The organism is Streptomyces sp. IBSNAI002, from assembly GCF_052244475.1.
Classification (GTDB): Bacteria; Actinomycetota; Actinomycetes; order Streptomycetales; family Streptomycetaceae; genus Streptomyces.
Window position 1 is genome coordinate 117,456 of record NZ_JBQPXG010000005.1, and the last position, 15,603, is coordinate 133,058.

Consider the following 15,603-nt stretch of genomic DNA (forward strand, 5'->3'; position numbering starts at 1 on the left):
TGACTGAGGGTGCGTCAGGGCGTACGGGGCCCGGCCTGGCCCTCGGTTCAGGCCATGGTGGGCGTGCCGGTGGCACCGGCGGTCCGGAAACACGTCACCGGCGCCGTCGGCATACCCGCCACAGCGTGAACCACAGGCAACCCCAGCCCCGGCATGCCCTGACGCACCCTCAGGCACTCACGCCCCCGATAACGTGACAGCACCTGTGTCGGGGCCAGGCCGGGTCGTGGTTCAGATGGAGGCGAGCAAGCCGGCGCTGCCGATGATGCGGCTCCAGATGGTGAAGCGGATGCTCATTTCGGGGCGGTGGCGGCGGGCGGTCATGTGGTGGCGCCCGGGTGATCGTGACCATCGCCACCCGTGACATTTCCCGGTCAGAGCCCCCTCTGAACGAGTTCAAGGAGTGTCGATCGTGCGGCGCATGCTGATTGTCCTGACTGCCTCCGGTGCCGCCATGCTGATCGGCTTGGACATCACCGCCGTCACAGTGGCGCTGCCCGCCATTGGCAGCGACTTGGGTGTGGGGGTGAACGGCCTGCAGTGGGTAATGGCCTCCTACGCACTGGTCATGGCCGTGCTGCTCCTGCTGGCCGGAGCCGCCGGGGACCGGCTGGGCTACCGGAGATCGTTCTTCATCGGCATGGCCGTCTTCACGGTGGCCTCCGTGCTGTGCTGTCTCGCACCCAATGCCGAACTACTGATCGTCTTTCGCGTTCTACAGGCTGTCGGGGCCGCAGGAATCCTGCCGATCGGTATGTCCATCGTTGCCCATACTTTCGAAAACGAGGCGCAGCGCAGTCGCGCAGTAGGAGTATTCAGTAGCCTGTACGGCCTGGGTCTCGCGCTCGGTCCGCTCTTCGGTGGCCTGCTCGTGGCGGCCGTGGGCTGGCGCGGAATCTTCTGGATCAACCTTCCCGCAGGTGCCCTCGTCATGGTCCTCACCGCTGCGTGCGTGCCCGACCTCCATGCCGGCAGGCCACGCTCCTTGGATGTCTTCGGTCAGCTCCTGGTGATCGCACTGCTCGGACCGCTCATCTTCGCGATCATCGAGGCTCCGCAGCTCGGATGGGGATCCGTGCCCATCCTCTTGTGTCTTGCTGCGTCGGCGGCTTCGTTGGCTGCGTTCGTGACGTGGGAGCGGCGACAGGTCGAGCCGATGGTGGACCTCCGACTGTTCGGCAGCGCTCCGTTCACCTGTGCCGCGGGCATCGGTTGCGCCATCTACGGGGCGTTCGCAGGGGTTCTGTTCGTGTCCACGCTGTATTTGGACGACATCAAGGGGTTCTCTGCTCTCCGTGCCGGGATCTGGATGCTGCCGATGGCAGGGATGGTGGTGTTGTGCGCACCACTGTCAGGATGGCTGACCGGCCGCTACGGGGCCCGGCCGTCGCTGGTGACGGCCGGATGGGCAACCACGCTGGGCGGCCTGGACTTCGCCCTCGCGCACGCCGAAACCCATCCCGCCCTGCTCCTCATCGGTTTCGTCCTCTTCGGAGTAGCCATGGGCATGGCCAACCCGCCCACGACCCTCATCGCGATTGCCGGCATGCCGAAGGAGCAGGCCGGTCTCGCCTCGGCCATCCAAGTGACCTCCCGACGTGTCGGCTTCGCGCTGGGGACCGCGGTAGTCGGCGCTGTTCTCGCTTCCGGCTGGCACCGGTCCGACTCGGCGGCACATTTCACCACGGCTTCCAGGGCTGCATGGTGGATCATTACCGGGTGCGGAATCGCCGCCATCGCACTGGCCATTGTCGGGACGGGCACTTGGGCGGCGGCCACGGCGGCCCGAGCCGCTGCGCACATGAGCAGGCGGTGAGCACCGCCACACCGGCAACAGCTGGTCAGTCTGTTACCGCAATTGTCTGATGTGCTTGTGGTCTCGGTCGCTCGACTGGGCGAAGCTGCTGCGGGTGGCCGCCCGTACTTCCAGGCGATGGCCTCAAGGGTGCGGCGGCGGTCGGACCACCGCCGACCGCGGACCGGATCGGCCGGCATCAGCGGCGCGACCCGGTCCCACAACACGACATTGGTAATCACTAATCGGACGGGCACATCCGATCAACTGATCAACCCATCAAAGAGACACGCGCTAAAGGTTGTTGCAGAAGGCCGGGCTTCGGCAGGTCGAAGTGGCTTCTGACCTGTTGTTTCACCGGGCCATGGCGAGGTTGTGCATGGTGGCGACGGCTTGGACGGCGTGGTGGAGGCCGTCGCTCTTCTGGCGGCAGTCGCGCAGGATCTTCCAGTTCTTCATGCGGGCGAAGGTGTGCTCGACGCGGGCGCGGACCCTTCGGTGTTCGGCGTTGTCTTCCTCCTGGCCGCGCAGAAGGGGGCGTCCGGCTCGTCTGCGGTGCGGGACGATCAGTCCGGTGCCGAGGTAGGCGCCGTCCGCGATGACCGTCGTCCCGGCCGCGGCGGCTGGCAGGTCCGACTCCCGCCAGACGTGGGCGTCGGCCTTGTTGCCCGGCGCCGGCCGGGCGGAGGCGATGACCAGGCGTGTGTCGGCGTCGATGATGACCTGCACATTCGCCGAGAACCGGTAGTTCCTCGAGGAGGCGCCCACTTTCCGGTCGCGGACCGGGACGAGGGTGCCGTCCACGATCCACAGCCGGTCCACGTCGGCGACGGGCCGCGGTGCGGGCTCGAGCGCCAGGAGCGGCCGCAGGCGGTGGATGACCCGGCAGACGGTGGCCGGGGAGATCCCGAAGAGCGGGGCGAGCTGCCGCATCGTGAGGTTGGTGCGGTAGTACACGGCCACTAACAGGACCCGGTCCGCCAGCGGCAGGCACCACGGACGGCCCCCACCGGGACCGTTCCCGCCCCGCTCCTTCACCACTTTCACCAGCTTCGCGAACCGATCCATCCGCAAGCCCGTGAACGTCTCCACCCACACCGACTCAGCCCGCAACACCCCACCCACACAGGAGAGATGCCCAGCACCGAGCCTTCTGCAACAACCTTTAGGCAGCTAGGCGGCCCGTGAAGGGGGCCAGGAGAGACGATCTTCGGTCTGAGGCCAGGGCCCGCCGGCCACCCAGGTGGCTGCGCGAAGTCCAGTAGGCGATGGCCGACGGGGCGATGGCGAGGATCTCGCCAGGCCTCGGCCGCCACCGCTACGGATCTCCCGCGCGAGCGCGTAGTACGTGCCTCCAGCCTCCGCAGTGACGGCCGCTGGCTGGTCGTTCGGCGTCTGACGACCCGCGACCCCCGCGTGCGCGCGGAGCAGGCAGCTCGCGCCTGGAGCCGGTGGAGGCGCTGGAGGTGCCAGCCTCCCTCTCGAAAGCGGCGTGGTCCTCGATCCGAGCCTCGTCGCGGCGGGGCTGTGACGCTTGCCGACTGCCGGCCCAGTCGAGACCCGCTGGTAGACCAGGTCCGCCACCGAGGGCCCCTGCGCCTGGCCACGGCCTCGCCGTGCAACAGCAGCACCTCGCGTACCTTCGGGGCGAACTGGCGGAAGCAGGAGTACGAGCCCTCCCACAGCCGCGAAAGCCCATGGCCGCGCAGGAGCCGGACCGTCGCCCCGGCGTTGGCGGCGGCGGCCCAGCCGGGTCATGCCGGTCGTCCGTGCAGCAGTGTTTCCACCGCCCCGTCCGTGAGACCCGCGTCCGCGAGCACCTGCAGGGAAGTCATACGGCAGAGCGAGCCGGTCGGTCCTCCTCCCCCGACAGCTTGGCCTGCTCGGCAAGCGCCTCGCGCAGCTTGATGCGCGTTCGTGACGGCCACATCGGTTGGGGCTGGCACCAGTCCGGGCCGAGCCCATCGGCTCTCCTGAACGGGCTGTCCCACCAGATGAACGAAGCCCCGCCCCTCTAGGACAGGGGCGAGCTGCTCTACGGCAGAGGCACCGCGCGCTGCAGTTCCCGCAACGGCCGTGAACCCGCCGCCCACTCGGCGAGCAGGTGGCGGTCCACCATGTGCAGGCGCTGGTCCTTGGCGAAGTCCACAGCGTTGCCCGTGATCCGGCCGTTGGTCGGCATGACCAGCACGTCACCGTGGTGGACCTGTCGGCCGGTGCCGTTCAGCACGTGGAAGACGTCCCGCGCTCAGGTCTCAGAGAAGGTCTCGGTGCGACAGGTGCTCAGCCAGGATCCGTCATGCGCAGAGCGGCAAGGGCACTCTCCAGCTGGACCGCGGTCACCGGTCCGCGTTCCGGGAGAGAGGCCAGCTGCCAGGTGCGCAGGGCCAGCTCCTTGTCGCCGTCGGCGGCCTGGAGGACGTAGCCCTTGGCCTCGTCCTCCCCGATCGCGTCCGTCTCGGGCCCCAGATCCATCAGGTGCACCACCACGCGCGCCTTGTGCATCGGATTCGATGCCAGCGCCTCCATCTCCTTGTAGACCAGCACCCGCCTCCCCACCAGCGCTTGCGCCCGCGCGATCATCGCCGCCCCGGCGTCCGTGTCGCCACGGTCGGTACGGATGGCCGGCTCGAGTTCGCCCGAGACGTTGCGCAGCAGCAGGACACCGCGCGTGCTCGACTCCTCCACGGTGACCGCGAGCAGGGTCGCGGGGAACCGGGTCGCCGCGGACAGCCGCTGAACGTCCCGGGCCACGACATCGCCCAGCACGAACAGGTCGACGGACAGCGCCCGCACCCGCGTCTGCCAGGCGGACTCCTCCCCCACCGGGCAGGGACCGGCCGCCTGCGCCGCGGCGAGGACAAGAGACTGATGACTGCTCATGCCCCCATGATGGCCCCGGCGCCGCGCTCCGCTCGTGGCGGGTTCCTCGGCAGGAGTACTGCCGAGGCGAGCCCGGCGCTCACCACGCGATGCTCCTGATGGGTGGGCGGCGGCCCCGAACCAGGACTTGCGCTCTGGTTCGGGGCCGCCGCTCCTTCTGTTCCTTTAGCCGCGCCCGGGGCCGCCCTTGATGATGATGGCGACGACAGCGACGAGCACTGCGGCGACAGCGCTGCCGACCAGCAGCGGATCGACGAGCTGCGGGTGCTGGTGGCTGAGGTACATCGCTCCACCGACGACGATCAGCATCACCGCGATGCCCAGCAGCAGAAGGAACAGGCGGGCGTCGGGTTCTCGAGGGGGCTGGGCATCAGGGCGGGTCGGCATGGGTCTCCTGGATCTCGGCCGGGGTTCTGCGGCCTGGTGAAGGTGACGAGCGGCCCGGTGGAGCCCCCGGGCTGGTGGACTCCGATCGTGCACGCGCCCATGCCGGTGCCTGAAGATCGCAATTGTTGCCCCATAGGGGCAACACCCCAGGGATAGTGGGTGGGTGGGCGAAGAAGCGAGGACCGCAGCGGACGAGTTCAGGGACGTGCTCCGCGATCTTCTGAAGCGCAGTGGGCTCGCCCAGAACCAGTACGCGCGCCGCCTCGGTATCAGCGCGGGGCGACTATCCAAGATCATTAACGTGCATCAGCTGATCACCCGTGAACGGCTGGACGACCTGATCGGCGCCGCGGACCGCGGCCCCCTGGGGCGCGTGCCCGACGAGGTGCGCGAGCATGCGACCGAGCTCCTCGCCAAGGTCGCCGACGAGCTCAACCTCCCCCGCAGGGCTTCGGCCGAGAAGCTGCGCCGAAGCCGTGATCGCTCCCTGGCGGAGACGTCCCAGCTGCGCAGCCAGTCCGACACCCTCGAGCTGGAGGTGGCACGATCACGACATCAGCTTCGGGAACTGTCCGAAGATCTGGGCCAGGTCACCGAGGCGCTGGAGGCGGAGCGTCGGTCCTCGGCAGAGCGACAAGACCGGATCCGCGTCCTGGAGCAGCGCCTGGTGGACATGGCGAAGCACGCCCCCCGACCTCCCGGGCCGTCCCTGGAGGACCTTCAGGCCGTCTTGGAAAGGTCCTGGAGCGGCAGCCGCGGATGGGGCGCCGACAAGCTGCTCATGAGCGCCGCCATGAACCTCTCGGCCGGCGACATCGTGCTCTTGAGGCGCAGGCTGATCGCGCTCGGCCGGGTACGCGAGGCCGAGCTCCTTGTCCGGGACTCCGCTCGCGCACTGCCTCTCGGCTGTGCGGCGACGCTGGTCGAGGAGCTGTGCGAGGAGGACCTCGACCGGCCGGAATCACAAGACCACATCGCGTGCCGGCTCCTTCGCCACCTCGGTGAGAACCGTTCTCTGAACGAAGTCCTCGAACTCCACGCCCGATGGCGCGTCCAGTCCGGCCCGCTTCGGGTCCGAGGGTGGGATGACATGATCGGCGCCTGGATGCACGGATGGCGAACCGCCGAGGAACGCGCCCACCTCTTCGAAGTCCTGGCCCAGGACCCCGACGCCACCAAGGAAGCCTGGGCGAACGCCACCGGCGAGCTCAAGTACCTTGATGTCGCCGACCAGGGATGCGGCGACCTGCTCCTGATCCTTGCGCAGCGAGACCACGCCCCCTGGGTGAGGACGGTCATCGGCTCATACTTCGACCGGGACCGCCTCGTGGTGCCGGACGGCTTCTGGCGCACGGTGCAGGAAAGCGAAGACACCCGGGCCCAGGACGTCATCCTGCGGGAAGCTGCTGTACGGCTCGATGACATGCTTCTCTTCCACGCCGCTCGCTACATGTGGGAGCAGGTACAGGTCCGCGGTATGCGTGAGTTCCTCCGGCGCTTCCTCGACCACGTCATCTCGGCTGATGTGGTCAAGGCGCAGCATCTGCTGGAGCAGATCAAGGGTACCGAGATGGTGGATACCTACGGCTCGGCCCAGGAGCGGACGAACACGGTGCAGCTGTTCGACGGGCTGCTCTACAAGCACGCGCAGGCAAGCCTCACGGTGCAGTGATGCGGGTGTGCCACCCCAGACCGACCTTCGTCCGCCTCGTGCCACAGCGTCTACCCGGAGAACGTGTTCCGCGATGCCCGCAAGGTCGCGCTGCGGGCGCAGTACGAGGGCTGAGCCGTGTCCGGCAAGGAAGGCGCTGACCGCCGCTGAGGAGCGGATTCGTACCGGTCCTGGAAGAGCGCCACAACATCCCGACCCGGATTCTACCGGTGGTAGAATCCGGGGTATGAGCAGCAGCAAGCCAACGAGCATCAAGGCGACCGAGGCGACGCGCGACCGGCTGCGCCTCCTCGCGCAAGAGCGCGGCACGACCATCACCGAGCTCTTGGAAGAACTCGCGCAGAGCAGGCTGACCCGGTCGGAGCAGGAGCAGCGCGCCCACCTGGCCGCGGCGGAGCTCGGGCTGGAGTACACCGAGGACCTCCAGCAGGCCGGGCAGTCCGCCTGGGACAAGATCCGCACCCACCAGGACGGCGCCGCAGCGTGAGCCTGACGGCCGTCTTCGACCACACCGCCCTGGTCGCCCTCTACCGGGCCGACCCCTTCTTCACCGGCCTCTACATCGAATCCTCCCGGGGCACCGGCCGCGTCCTGATCCCGGCGCTGTCCGTGCTCGCCGCCGAACGCGCGACTCCCGGGGCCGGCACTCATGCCGCCCGGCTGCGCTTCGCCGAAGCCGTGCCCTTTACGACCGCCCACGCGTTGGACGCCAGCTCCTGGCCCGCCAGCGACTGGGCGGTCACCCACCCGGCGGCGATCGCGTGGCAGGCCGCCAAGACCGGTGAGCCCGTCACGGTCCTCTCCCTGACCCCCGAGGCGTACGAGGGCACCGGCATCCACCCCCTCGACCCGACCTAGTGCCGTGACCGGGGACGTTCACCGTGTTCGCAGCTCGGGCGCATCCTGTGGCCCGCCCGTGGCGATGTACGAGCGGGTTCGACCGCTCGGTGTCCCTCCCGCGACGCAGTAGGCGATGGTCGACGGGGCGGTGGCGAGGGTCTCCTCGGCCTCGGCCGCCACGCTACGGATCTCCCGCGCGAGCGCGTAGTACGTGACTCCACCCTCCGCGATGACGGCCGCCAGCCGGTCGTTCGATGTCCGGCTCTCCGCCACCTTCTGCCCCTGCAGCCGTCTTGAACGACGTGAACGGGTCTCCGGCCCGTTCACGCACCGGCACCGCGTGACCGCCGTTTCACTGAACGCAAGCACCCGCCGGACTCCCGCCGGACCGAAGCCGGACGAACCGCAAGGACCGGAGGAGCCCTGTGCCCCGTACCGCCCGCCCGCCCCCGGCAGAAGCAGGCCCTCGCCGCTTGGGTCGCCGAGGGCGTCCGCGTCTGCGACCCCTTGGAGAACGGGGCGGGGGTCATCCAGTTCATCGGGTATATACGAGGATCTCACCCGGATCTCGTACGCGAACGCCGTCTTCGCCCGATCCGAGGGCAGGGGCACCGAGTGAGTGGTCAAGGCCCCCTCCAGCCTCAACGCGGCCGGGCCCCGACCCCCTCTCCCGACAGCTTCCGACGCCCAGGAGGCCCGTTGTCCGAACAGCCGCCCCACGCCCCCGCCGTCGAAGTCCTCGACGCCGACGTCCACCGGCTGGAGCTGGTGGAGACCGTCCCGCCCCTCCTGACCGTCGAGCAGACCGCCGCCACGAACCGCGTGTGGGAGGAGCTGACCGCCTCCCGCCCGGGTCTGTTCGACGGCCCCGCGGTAGTCTGCGCGGGGCTGGAGCAGAAAGACCCGCACACGCTGGTCCTGACCTGGTACCGGGCCACGTACCGCCGCTTCGCCCTGCGCCTGGACCCCGAGCACGCCGTACCGGCGCCCAGCGTCTTCGTGACCGTCGCCCAGCCCACCGACGACAACCGACTGCTGATCGGCCGCATGGCCTGGGCCACCGCGGCGCCCGGCCGCTGGCAGCTGCCCGGCGGGACCATCGAACCGCCCGCCGCCGGGGCAGTCCTGGACATGGAAGCGCTCGCCCGGCACGCCGCCCGCGAGCTGGCCGAGGAGGTCGGCCGCGACGTCAGGACGGAGGAGCTGGAGCTGTGGTCGGTGACGCGGGGGGACAAGGGCAACGTCGGCCTCCACTTCCGGGCGCCGGCCTGCCCCGCGGACGCGCTCGAAGTCCAGTACGCGCTACTGGTCGCCGCCGAGACCGCGCACGGCCGCACCCCGGAGCTGGACCGGATCGCCTTCATCCGGACGGCGGCCGACGTGCACGGTCTCGGCGGCCCCAGCGCGGACTTCCTGCCGCTTCTCGCCGCCCGGCACTCAGGGGCAGTGACACCCGGCCGGCCCTCCAAACGGGGGAAGGGATGAGCACGAGCCGGACGTATCGGCTCCATGCCCCGCCGGTCCCCCCCATCGGACGACAACCTCCTGATCGTCCGGCGCATAGGCTGGGAGGGCAGCAGTCGGATTGTGAAAGGTCCAGGAGTATGTTCGCCAGCCCACGGAAGATCACGCTGGGTCTGGTGGCCTGCGCCGCCGTGGCGGCGCCGCTGTTCGCCGCTACCGCGCCGGCCTCCGCCGCGGTCCAGAAGAGCCCGGCGGTGACGGCGAAGACGCTCAGGGTATGCACCACCGGCGACTACAAGCCGCTCACGTATCGCGATTCTTCGACTGGGCGGTACAGCGGGATCGATATCGACATGGCCCGCGAGTTCGCCCACTACCTGAACGTACGCCCAGTGTTCGTGCCCACGTCCTGGCCCACCCTGGTGAACGACATCGCCACACCCGGCAAGTGCGACATCGCCGCGGGTGGCATCTCCATCACGCCGCAGCGCCAACAGCAGGCCGACTTCACCCAGCCGTACCTCGTGGACGGCAAGGCACCCATCACCACCACCGCGAATGCCGCCCGCTTCCAGACCGTCCAGCAAATCGACAACAAGGACGTCCGAGTCATCGTCAACCCCGGCGGCACCAACGCCGATTTCGTCAAGCAGTACCTCCCGAACGCCACAGTGATCACCTGGCCGGACAACAACACCATCTTCGATCAAATCCTCCAAGGCCATGCCGATGTCATGATCACCGATTCCATCGAGGCGAAGTACCAGGCCACCCAGCACCCCGGCCTTGTCGCGGTCCACCCCGACAAACCCTTTACCACCGTGGAGAAGGCCTACATGCTCCCCCAGGGCAGCAAGTTGACCCGCAAGGCCGACAAGTGGCTGGCAGGCGCCTTGGAAAACGGCACCTTCCAGCGAGCCTACGACCGCTGGATCGGCACACCGTCAGCGTAAGGGTTCGCGCAATATCTACCGCAAGGAGCGAACAGTGGGCAGGGTGGAAGGCAAGGTCGCAGTCGTCACCGGCGGAGCCGGCGGAATCGGCCGAGAGATCTGCCGGATGCTTCTGGCGGAGGGCGCCTCGGTCACCGCAGTCGATGTCGTAGACGACAGCGAAATCGACTGGGGACACCACGAAGAATTTCCGCATCGCTATCTGCGCCTTGATATCACCGACGGAAGTGCAGTGGCGAGGGGATTCGACGAGATCGTCAGGGAGTTTGGTTCGCTTGACATCCTGGTCAACAGTGCTGGAATCACCGGCCCCGTGAAGCCCTCACACGAGGCGACCGAGGAGGAGTTCGACAACCTCTTCGCGGTCAATGTCAGAGGCGTGTGGCTGTGCACGAAACATGCCGTGCCACATATGCTCCGCAGCGGAAGCGGAAGCATCGTGAATATGTCTTCGGTGAACGGTCTGGTCGGCGGCTCCCAGATTCCCCTCTACCATGCGACGAAAGGCGCTGTGCGGCTCATGAGCAAAGCGGACGCGGTTACCTATGCCAAGCATGGAATCCGCGTGAATTCCGTGCACCCAGGGTCGATTGAAACCCCAATGAGCAGTTCACTGTCCGACAACACGTTCGGCAATGCTGCGGACAGTTCACGACGCTGGATCGATGCCACACCCATGGGGCGTCGTGGATCACCTCAGGACGTGGCCAACGGCGTGCTCTACCTCGCGTCGGACGAGGCTCGATACGTCACGGGCGCCGAACTCGTGATCGACGGCGGGTACACCGCCACCTGAACAGCGGACACGGGACAACCCCTCGATCGTTCACGTGCGCGCTGCTGCGCCGACTGGCCCGGCGAGCCGCCCTGGCGCTGGCCAGCACCGAACACTACGTTGCCGGGGATAAGCGCAATGCAGGGCTGATTCATAGTCGTGACGGACCGGAGAACCTGCTGGTCACAGGGATGTGACGAACCTTCAGTGCCGTCATTGAGGCATGCACCGGAGCTCCGATGATCAAGGGGACCCGCCAAGTCGCCCGGAGGAGATCTCGGCGCTCAGGTTGGGCCGGGTGAAGGTCGACCTGGTGCCGCCGAACCGGCTGGCGACGCTGGCCCGGGGCGGGTTGGGGCCGAACGCGCCGATCCTGGAGCGCACTCCGGAGCCGCGCCGCACCGAGCTGCTGATGCAGGTGAAGCTGCTCAGTGTGGCGAAGCGGGCCACCGACCAGGAGTGGCTGGCCTCCCGTCCCCGCCGGGCGAAGGCGTCGCGGACGGTGCGGGCGGCACTGCGGCTGTGGTCCGGGCAGTCGGACCTGATCGCCGAGACGGGCGCTGACCTGGACGCGGCGGCGATGTTCCCGGCCCTGGAGGAGGAGGTTGGACCGCGGGCCGAGGTCGAGGCCGCGGTGCGGCCGTTGGACGAGCTGCTGCCGCCCGGGACGAGGAGGCGGAGGCGGAGGTGCACCGTCAGCTGGCCGGCCGGTACAACACGGTGCGGCCGTTTCAGTCCCTGCTCGGCGAGTCGAGCGCGCTCGGGGCGGCCTCCGGCGGGCGGCGGGTGATGGAGACGGTGAAGCGGCCGCCCGCGCTGACCCCGCCCGAAGGTGAAGGCGAAGCCGCTGCTGCCCCGCGAGGTCGACCAGAAGCTGGTGCCGCCGGCATGGAAGAAGGCGGTGTTCTCCAGCCCGGACCTGCCGACGGGCGCGGTGGACCGCACCCCGGCCTCCGCCCGCCTCGCCGGCGTCACCGCCACATGCCCCGAAGCCGTCACCCGCCTGATCCGCGCCACGACGGTTCGGAAGCCATGGCTCCCGAACCACATCTGACAACCCCCGATCCCCGCATGCGCGGGGAGCAGCGGCCCCGCTTGAGGTCACCACGAGCGATCTCGGGGTCATCCCCGCGTGCGCGGGGAGCAGTTCCTCGTTGTTCCGTGCGGGCCCTTGGGGTCGGGGGCATCCCCGCGTGCGCGGGGAGCAGGCTTCGTGAACTGGGACTTTAGGCGGGTCGACGCGTGTTCGCGAGCACTTTCACCGAAACCGGCAATTCCGCCGTGGCTGCACCACCGGGAAGACCAACACGACTCAGACCGCGCCGGCCAGGTCATACCGCGGCCATCTGCCCCACTCCGTAACCGCCTGACCCGCCCCATCCCACCGCCATAAGGTGCTCGTGACGATCATCGAGGGCGGGGAGTGGACCATGGGCGGCGGAGCGGGGGACGAGCGGCGGCGGCGGAGCGGGGTCGTGGGGTATTGGCGGGCCGTCGAGCTGTTCAGTCCGCAGAAGGTGCCGCCGCTGTCCGCCCGGGAGCGGGTTCATGCCGTCCGTCTGGACCAGCCGCTGCCGTGGGAGGACGGCCACCCCCTGCGGTCCGTCCGTCTCGAGTCCGGCTACGGCTGGCAGCACGTCGTGTACGGCGGCACCTACGCCCTCAGCGCCGTGCGCGACACCCTGCTCCGCGTCTTCGGGGAGAGCGAGGAGGACCACGACGGCCGGATGGACGGCGAGAGCGCGCTGTTCGCCCTCACCGTCACGAACGAAGGGCGTCTCCTGCTCGACTCCCCCGTCTTCTCCTCCTGCGCCTGGGCCACCGGCCGCGCCGTGTCCCCCGGCCCCGGCAGCCGCGGGTGGCTCGACGGGTTCGAGGAGGAGGCCGAAGACTGGGGCGTACGAGCGCGTGATCTCGGTGAACCCGGCGGACCCGGCGGACCCGGCGGACCGGGCGGACCGGGCGGACCGGGCGGTCCCGATGCGGAGCTCGCGTCGGGCGATGCCGCAAGCAGGGAGGCAGGCGACGGCAGCGACGACGAGTCCCCCGTCGGGACCGGCGTGGTCGGCGCCAAGCACCTGCTCGAGTTCACCGGCGAGCTGGCCCGCGCCTGGGGCGTCTCCGTCGCACTCGACCCCGCCGACGTCCGCGTGCGCAGCACTCCCGTCCGACTGGACCGGGCCGGCGACGCCGCCGCCGCCGACCAGCAGGACTTCCTCAACAGTTTCATCGCGGCCGACCTCGACCGGGTCGCCCGCGCGCTCGCCCGGCAGGACCCCGGTCCGGCTCTCGCCGCCTACCTCACCCCCGAGGCCGACTTCAACGCGTCCCTCCGGGTCGACGTGCGCGCCAACCCCGCCTTCGCGCTGGCCGGAGTCGTACCCGCCCGTACTCCGCTGGGCCGGTGGCCGGCCGACGCCGCGCACCCGCTCGCGCTGAGCCAGCAGTTCGCCGTCAACGCCGTCCACACCGAGCTCTCCCCCGGCGCCGGGATCTTCGCCGTCAACGGCCCGCCCGGCACCGGCAAGACCACCATGCTGCGCGACTGCTTCGCCGCGGCCGTCGTCGAGCGGGCCCAGCGCCTGGCCGCGCTGCGCCTGCCGTCCCAGGCCTTCGCCGAGCAAGGCGGCCCGTACGTCTGGAAGAGCGGCGACTACACCCGTACGGTCACCCCGCTGCGCCCGGAGTTCACCGGCTTCGAGATGGTCGTAGCCTCCGCGAACAACGGCGCGGTCGAGAACATCTCCACCGAGATCCCCGCCCGCGCCGCGCTCGGCGAGCAGTGGCGCGAGGACGCCGACTACTTCGCCGAGCAGGCCACCCGGCTCCTGAAGGGCGATCCCGCGTGGGGCGCGGTCGCCGCGCGCCTGGGCAGCAAGAAGAACCGCCTGGAGTTCGTCAACCGCTTCTGGCACGGCAAGTACCGCCGGACCGACACCTCCGGCTCAGCCTCAACCCCGCCCCCGCCGCCGGCCCTCCCCTCCCAGTCGGACGCCCGCGACCGCCGTGCCCGCAACGCCTGGATCGACAGCGGCAACGGACTGGCCCACCTCCTGCGGCAGTGGCGCGACACCCCGCAGACCGGCGTGTGGCGCGAGGCCAGGCAGCGCTTCGAGGCCGCTCTCGCCGAGGTCGAACGCCTGCGCGCCGAGCGGACCCCGGCGGCCGAGGCACACATCGCGCTCCCGCACGCGTACGAGGCACAGCACAGCCGCCGTGCCCGCGTGGAGCGGGACGCGGCGGAGCTGGAGCGAGTACGGCAGACCCTGGTGCCCGCGGACGCCGCAATGGACTCCGCCCAACGGACCCTCGAGCAGGCCGAACACGGCCACCAGTCACACCTGGCCCGCCGCCCCGGGTTCACGGTCAGCCTCTTCACCCTCGGCCGAGCGGCCCGCGACTGGCACGCGGAGGAGTCGCAGGCCGCCGAGCTGGTCGCCGGCGCCCGTCGGGCTCGGGACGCGGCGCAGGCGCAACGGGACGGCGTACGGGCGACGGTCGGCGCGGCCGCGGACCGCCTGCGCCGGGGCCGGGAAGCCCTCGAACAGGCCCGCGCCGTCCTCGAGGACAGCACGCGCACGCTCGCGGCGGCCCGTGCCCGGTGGGAGGGCTTCGTACCGCAGGACTCCTGGCTGACGGACGACGACCGGGCCCGCGAGCTGGCCGCGCCGTGGTCCGACCCGGAGATCACGAAGGCCCGTACGGAGCTGTTCCTCGCGGCCCTCGAGCTGCACCGGGCGTTCCTGCGGTGCACGGCCCGCACCATGTACGCCAACCTGATGGCCGCCATGGACGCGGTCGCCGGCGCGGTGCCGAAGACGGTGCCCGAGGCGCACCTGCGGGCGGCGTGGCAGAGCCTGTTCCTGGTCGTCCCCGTCGTCTCCACCACCTTCGCCTCGCTCGACCGGGTCTTCGGACGGCTCGGTCCTGAGGCACTGGGGTGGCTGTTCGTCGACGAGGCCGGGCAGGCGACCCCGCAGATGGCGGCGGGCGGAATCTGGCGAGCCCGCCGTACGGTCGTCGTCGGCGACCCGCTGCAACTGGAACCGGTGGTCGTCCTGCCGTGGACGGCCCAGCGGGCGCTGCGCGAGGATTTCGGCGCCGCGGAGGAGTGGGCGCCGGGGCGCACGTCGGTTCAGCAGCTCGCCGACCGCGCCAACCGCTACGGAACGCTGCTGCCCGCCGAACTGCCCGACGGCCGCCACGAGGTGTGGGTCGGCGCCCCGCTACGGGTCCACCGGCGCTGCGACGACCCGATGTTCTCCATCAGCAACGCCATCGCGTACGACGGCCTGATGGTGCAGGGCATCGGCGCGGGCGCCCGCGATCCGTACGTCTACCGGCCCTCCAGCAGCTGGGTGGACGTCGTGTCGTCGCAGGCGGACGGGCACTGGATCCCGGAGGAGGGCCGGGCGCTGCGGCGCGTACTGGAACGCCTGCGCGACGAGGGCGGCGTCGACCTCGCCCAGGACGTCTTCGTGATCAGCCCGTTCCGGCAGGTCGTGGCCGGTGCGAAGCGGGCGTGCCGGGACCTGATGCCGACCGAGCGGGTCGGTACGGTGCACACGACCCAGGGCAAGGAGGCGGACGTCGTCATCCTGGTCCTGGGCACCGACCCGCGCCGCCCGGGCGCCCGCGCCTGGGCGGCGTCCCGCCCGAACCTCCTCAACGTCGCGGTCAGCCGCGCCCAACGCCGCCTGTTCGTCATCGGCAACCGCGACGCGTGGCGCGACCAGCGCTTCTTCACCACCCTGGCGGACTCCCTGCCGGCCCACACCTGGGCCCCGGCGGCGACCCCTCCGGCGGGGCCGGGGCCGACGGGGGCTTGATCCCC

14 protein-coding genes and 2 pseudogenes are annotated in these 15,603 nt (G+C 70.0%); 10 read left to right on the top strand and 6 right to left on the bottom strand.

The annotated features are described in order from the left end of the window. The first annotated feature begins 421 nt into the window (after positions 1 to 421). Positions 422 to 1,816 (top strand): MFS transporter, encoded by a 1,395-nt coding sequence (locus ACTVZO_RS42370; protein WP_443304050.1) that lies wholly within the window; start codon positions 422 to 424, stop codon positions 1,814 to 1,816. Positions 1,817 to 1,920: 104 nt separating this feature from the next. On the opposite strand, the pseudogene ACTVZO_RS42375 reads toward ACTVZO_RS42370, so the two are convergent. The 5 genes and pseudogenes from ACTVZO_RS42375 to ACTVZO_RS42395 form a co-directional block, all read right to left on the bottom strand. Further along, positions 1,921 to 2,052, bottom strand: a pseudogene (locus ACTVZO_RS42375) (IS5/IS1182 family transposase); the annotation flags it as partial. Positions 2,053 to 2,149: 97 nt separating this feature from the next. Beyond that, positions 2,150 to 2,863: a transposase gene (locus ACTVZO_RS42380; protein ID WP_443304051.1), complete on the bottom strand. Its 714-nt coding sequence runs from the start codon at positions 2,861 to 2,863 to the stop codon at positions 2,150 to 2,152. Between the two features lie 967 nt (positions 2,864 to 3,830). Continuing rightward, positions 3,831 to 4,025: pseudogene (locus ACTVZO_RS42385) on the bottom strand (restriction endonuclease); the annotation flags it as partial. Between the two features lie 53 nt (positions 4,026 to 4,078). After that, positions 4,079 to 4,678: a hypothetical protein gene (locus ACTVZO_RS42390; RefSeq protein WP_443303938.1), complete on the bottom strand. Its 600-nt coding sequence runs from the start codon at positions 4,676 to 4,678 to the stop codon at positions 4,079 to 4,081. A gap of 165 nt (positions 4,679 to 4,843) precedes the next feature. Further along, complete coding sequence (locus ACTVZO_RS42395) at positions 4,844 to 5,065, bottom strand: hypothetical protein (protein ID WP_443303939.1); 222 nt, start codon at positions 5,063 to 5,065, stop codon at positions 4,844 to 4,846. Between the two features lie 163 nt (positions 5,066 to 5,228). Between ACTVZO_RS42395 and ACTVZO_RS42400 the strand changes: the two genes are divergently transcribed. From ACTVZO_RS42400 to ACTVZO_RS42410, 3 genes are all read left to right on the top strand, one after another. After that, positions 5,229 to 6,737, top strand: coding sequence for a hypothetical protein (locus ACTVZO_RS42400; RefSeq protein ID WP_443303940.1), 1,509 nt, complete (start codon positions 5,229 to 5,231; stop codon positions 6,735 to 6,737). A 226-nt stretch (positions 6,738 to 6,963) separates the two neighbouring features. Further along, positions 6,964 to 7,224: a hypothetical protein gene (locus tag ACTVZO_RS42405; protein ID WP_443303941.1), complete on the top strand. Its 261-nt coding sequence runs from the start codon at positions 6,964 to 6,966 to the stop codon at positions 7,222 to 7,224. Continuing rightward, a complete protein-coding gene (locus ACTVZO_RS42410; protein WP_443303942.1) occupies positions 7,221 to 7,595 on the top strand; it encodes a PIN domain-containing protein in 375 nt (124 codons plus the stop codon). Before ACTVZO_RS42405 ends, ACTVZO_RS42410 begins: the two co-directional genes overlap by 4 nt. Before the next feature lie 18 nt (positions 7,596 to 7,613). On the opposite strand, the gene ACTVZO_RS42415 is transcribed toward ACTVZO_RS42410, so the two are convergent. Then, positions 7,614 to 7,850 carry a hypothetical protein gene (locus ACTVZO_RS42415; protein WP_443303943.1) on the bottom strand — a complete coding sequence of 79 codons (237 nt, stop codon included), beginning with the start codon at positions 7,848 to 7,850 and terminating at the stop codon, positions 7,614 to 7,616. A gap of 426 nt (positions 7,851 to 8,276) precedes the next feature. On the opposite strand from ACTVZO_RS42415, the gene ACTVZO_RS42420 reads away from it, so the two are divergent. From ACTVZO_RS42420 to ACTVZO_RS42445, 6 genes are all read left to right on the top strand, one after another. Beyond that, complete coding sequence (locus ACTVZO_RS42420; protein WP_443303944.1) at positions 8,277 to 9,062, top strand: NUDIX hydrolase; 786 nt, start codon at positions 8,277 to 8,279, stop codon at positions 9,060 to 9,062. 119 nt (positions 9,063 to 9,181) lie between these two features. After that, positions 9,182 to 9,994 (top strand): transporter substrate-binding domain-containing protein, encoded by an 813-nt coding sequence (locus tag ACTVZO_RS42425; RefSeq protein ID WP_443303945.1) that lies wholly within the window; start codon positions 9,182 to 9,184, stop codon positions 9,992 to 9,994. A gap of 43 nt (positions 9,995 to 10,037) precedes the next feature. Further along, positions 10,038 to 10,790: an SDR family NAD(P)-dependent oxidoreductase gene (locus ACTVZO_RS42430; RefSeq protein ID WP_443303946.1), complete on the top strand. Its 753-nt coding sequence runs from the start codon at positions 10,038 to 10,040 to the stop codon at positions 10,788 to 10,790. A 277-nt stretch (positions 10,791 to 11,067) separates the two neighbouring features. Further along, positions 11,068 to 11,559 carry a hypothetical protein gene (locus tag ACTVZO_RS42435; protein WP_443303947.1) on the top strand — a complete coding sequence of 164 codons (492 nt, stop codon included), beginning with the start codon at positions 11,068 to 11,070 and terminating at the stop codon, positions 11,557 to 11,559. 42 nt (positions 11,560 to 11,601) lie between these two features. Next, positions 11,602 to 11,823: a hypothetical protein gene (locus ACTVZO_RS42440; protein WP_443303948.1), complete on the top strand. Its 222-nt coding sequence runs from the start codon at positions 11,602 to 11,604 to the stop codon at positions 11,821 to 11,823. Positions 11,824 to 12,169: 346 nt separating this feature from the next. Further along, positions 12,170 to 15,598 carry a DEAD/DEAH box helicase gene (locus ACTVZO_RS42445; protein WP_443303949.1) on the top strand — a complete coding sequence of 1,143 codons (3,429 nt, stop codon included), beginning with the start codon at positions 12,170 to 12,172 and terminating at the stop codon, positions 15,596 to 15,598. Positions 15,599 to 15,603 lie beyond the last annotated feature (5 nt).

Bases quoted from the DNA above. Each gene is read 5' to 3' on its own strand.
- ACTVZO_RS42370 (WP_443304050.1), top strand. From the start codon at position 422: ATGCTGATTGTCCTGACTGCCTCCGGTGCCGCCATGCTGATCGGCTTG.
- ACTVZO_RS42380 (WP_443304051.1), bottom strand. From the start codon at position 2,863: ATGGATCGGTTCGCGAAGCTGGTGAAAGTGGTGAAGGAGCGGGGCGGG.
- ACTVZO_RS42390 (WP_443303938.1), bottom strand. From the start codon at position 4,678: ATGAGCAGTCATCAGTCTCTTGTCCTCGCCGCGGCGCAGGCGGCCGGT.
- ACTVZO_RS42395 (WP_443303939.1), bottom strand. From the start codon at position 5,065: ATGCCGACCCGCCCTGATGCCCAGCCCCCTCGAGAACCCGACGCCCGC.
- ACTVZO_RS42405 (WP_443303941.1), top strand. From the start codon at position 6,964: ATGAGCAGCAGCAAGCCAACGAGCATCAAGGCGACCGAGGCGACGCGC.
- ACTVZO_RS42425 (WP_443303945.1), top strand. From the start codon at position 9,182: ATGTTCGCCAGCCCACGGAAGATCACGCTGGGTCTGGTGGCCTGCGCC.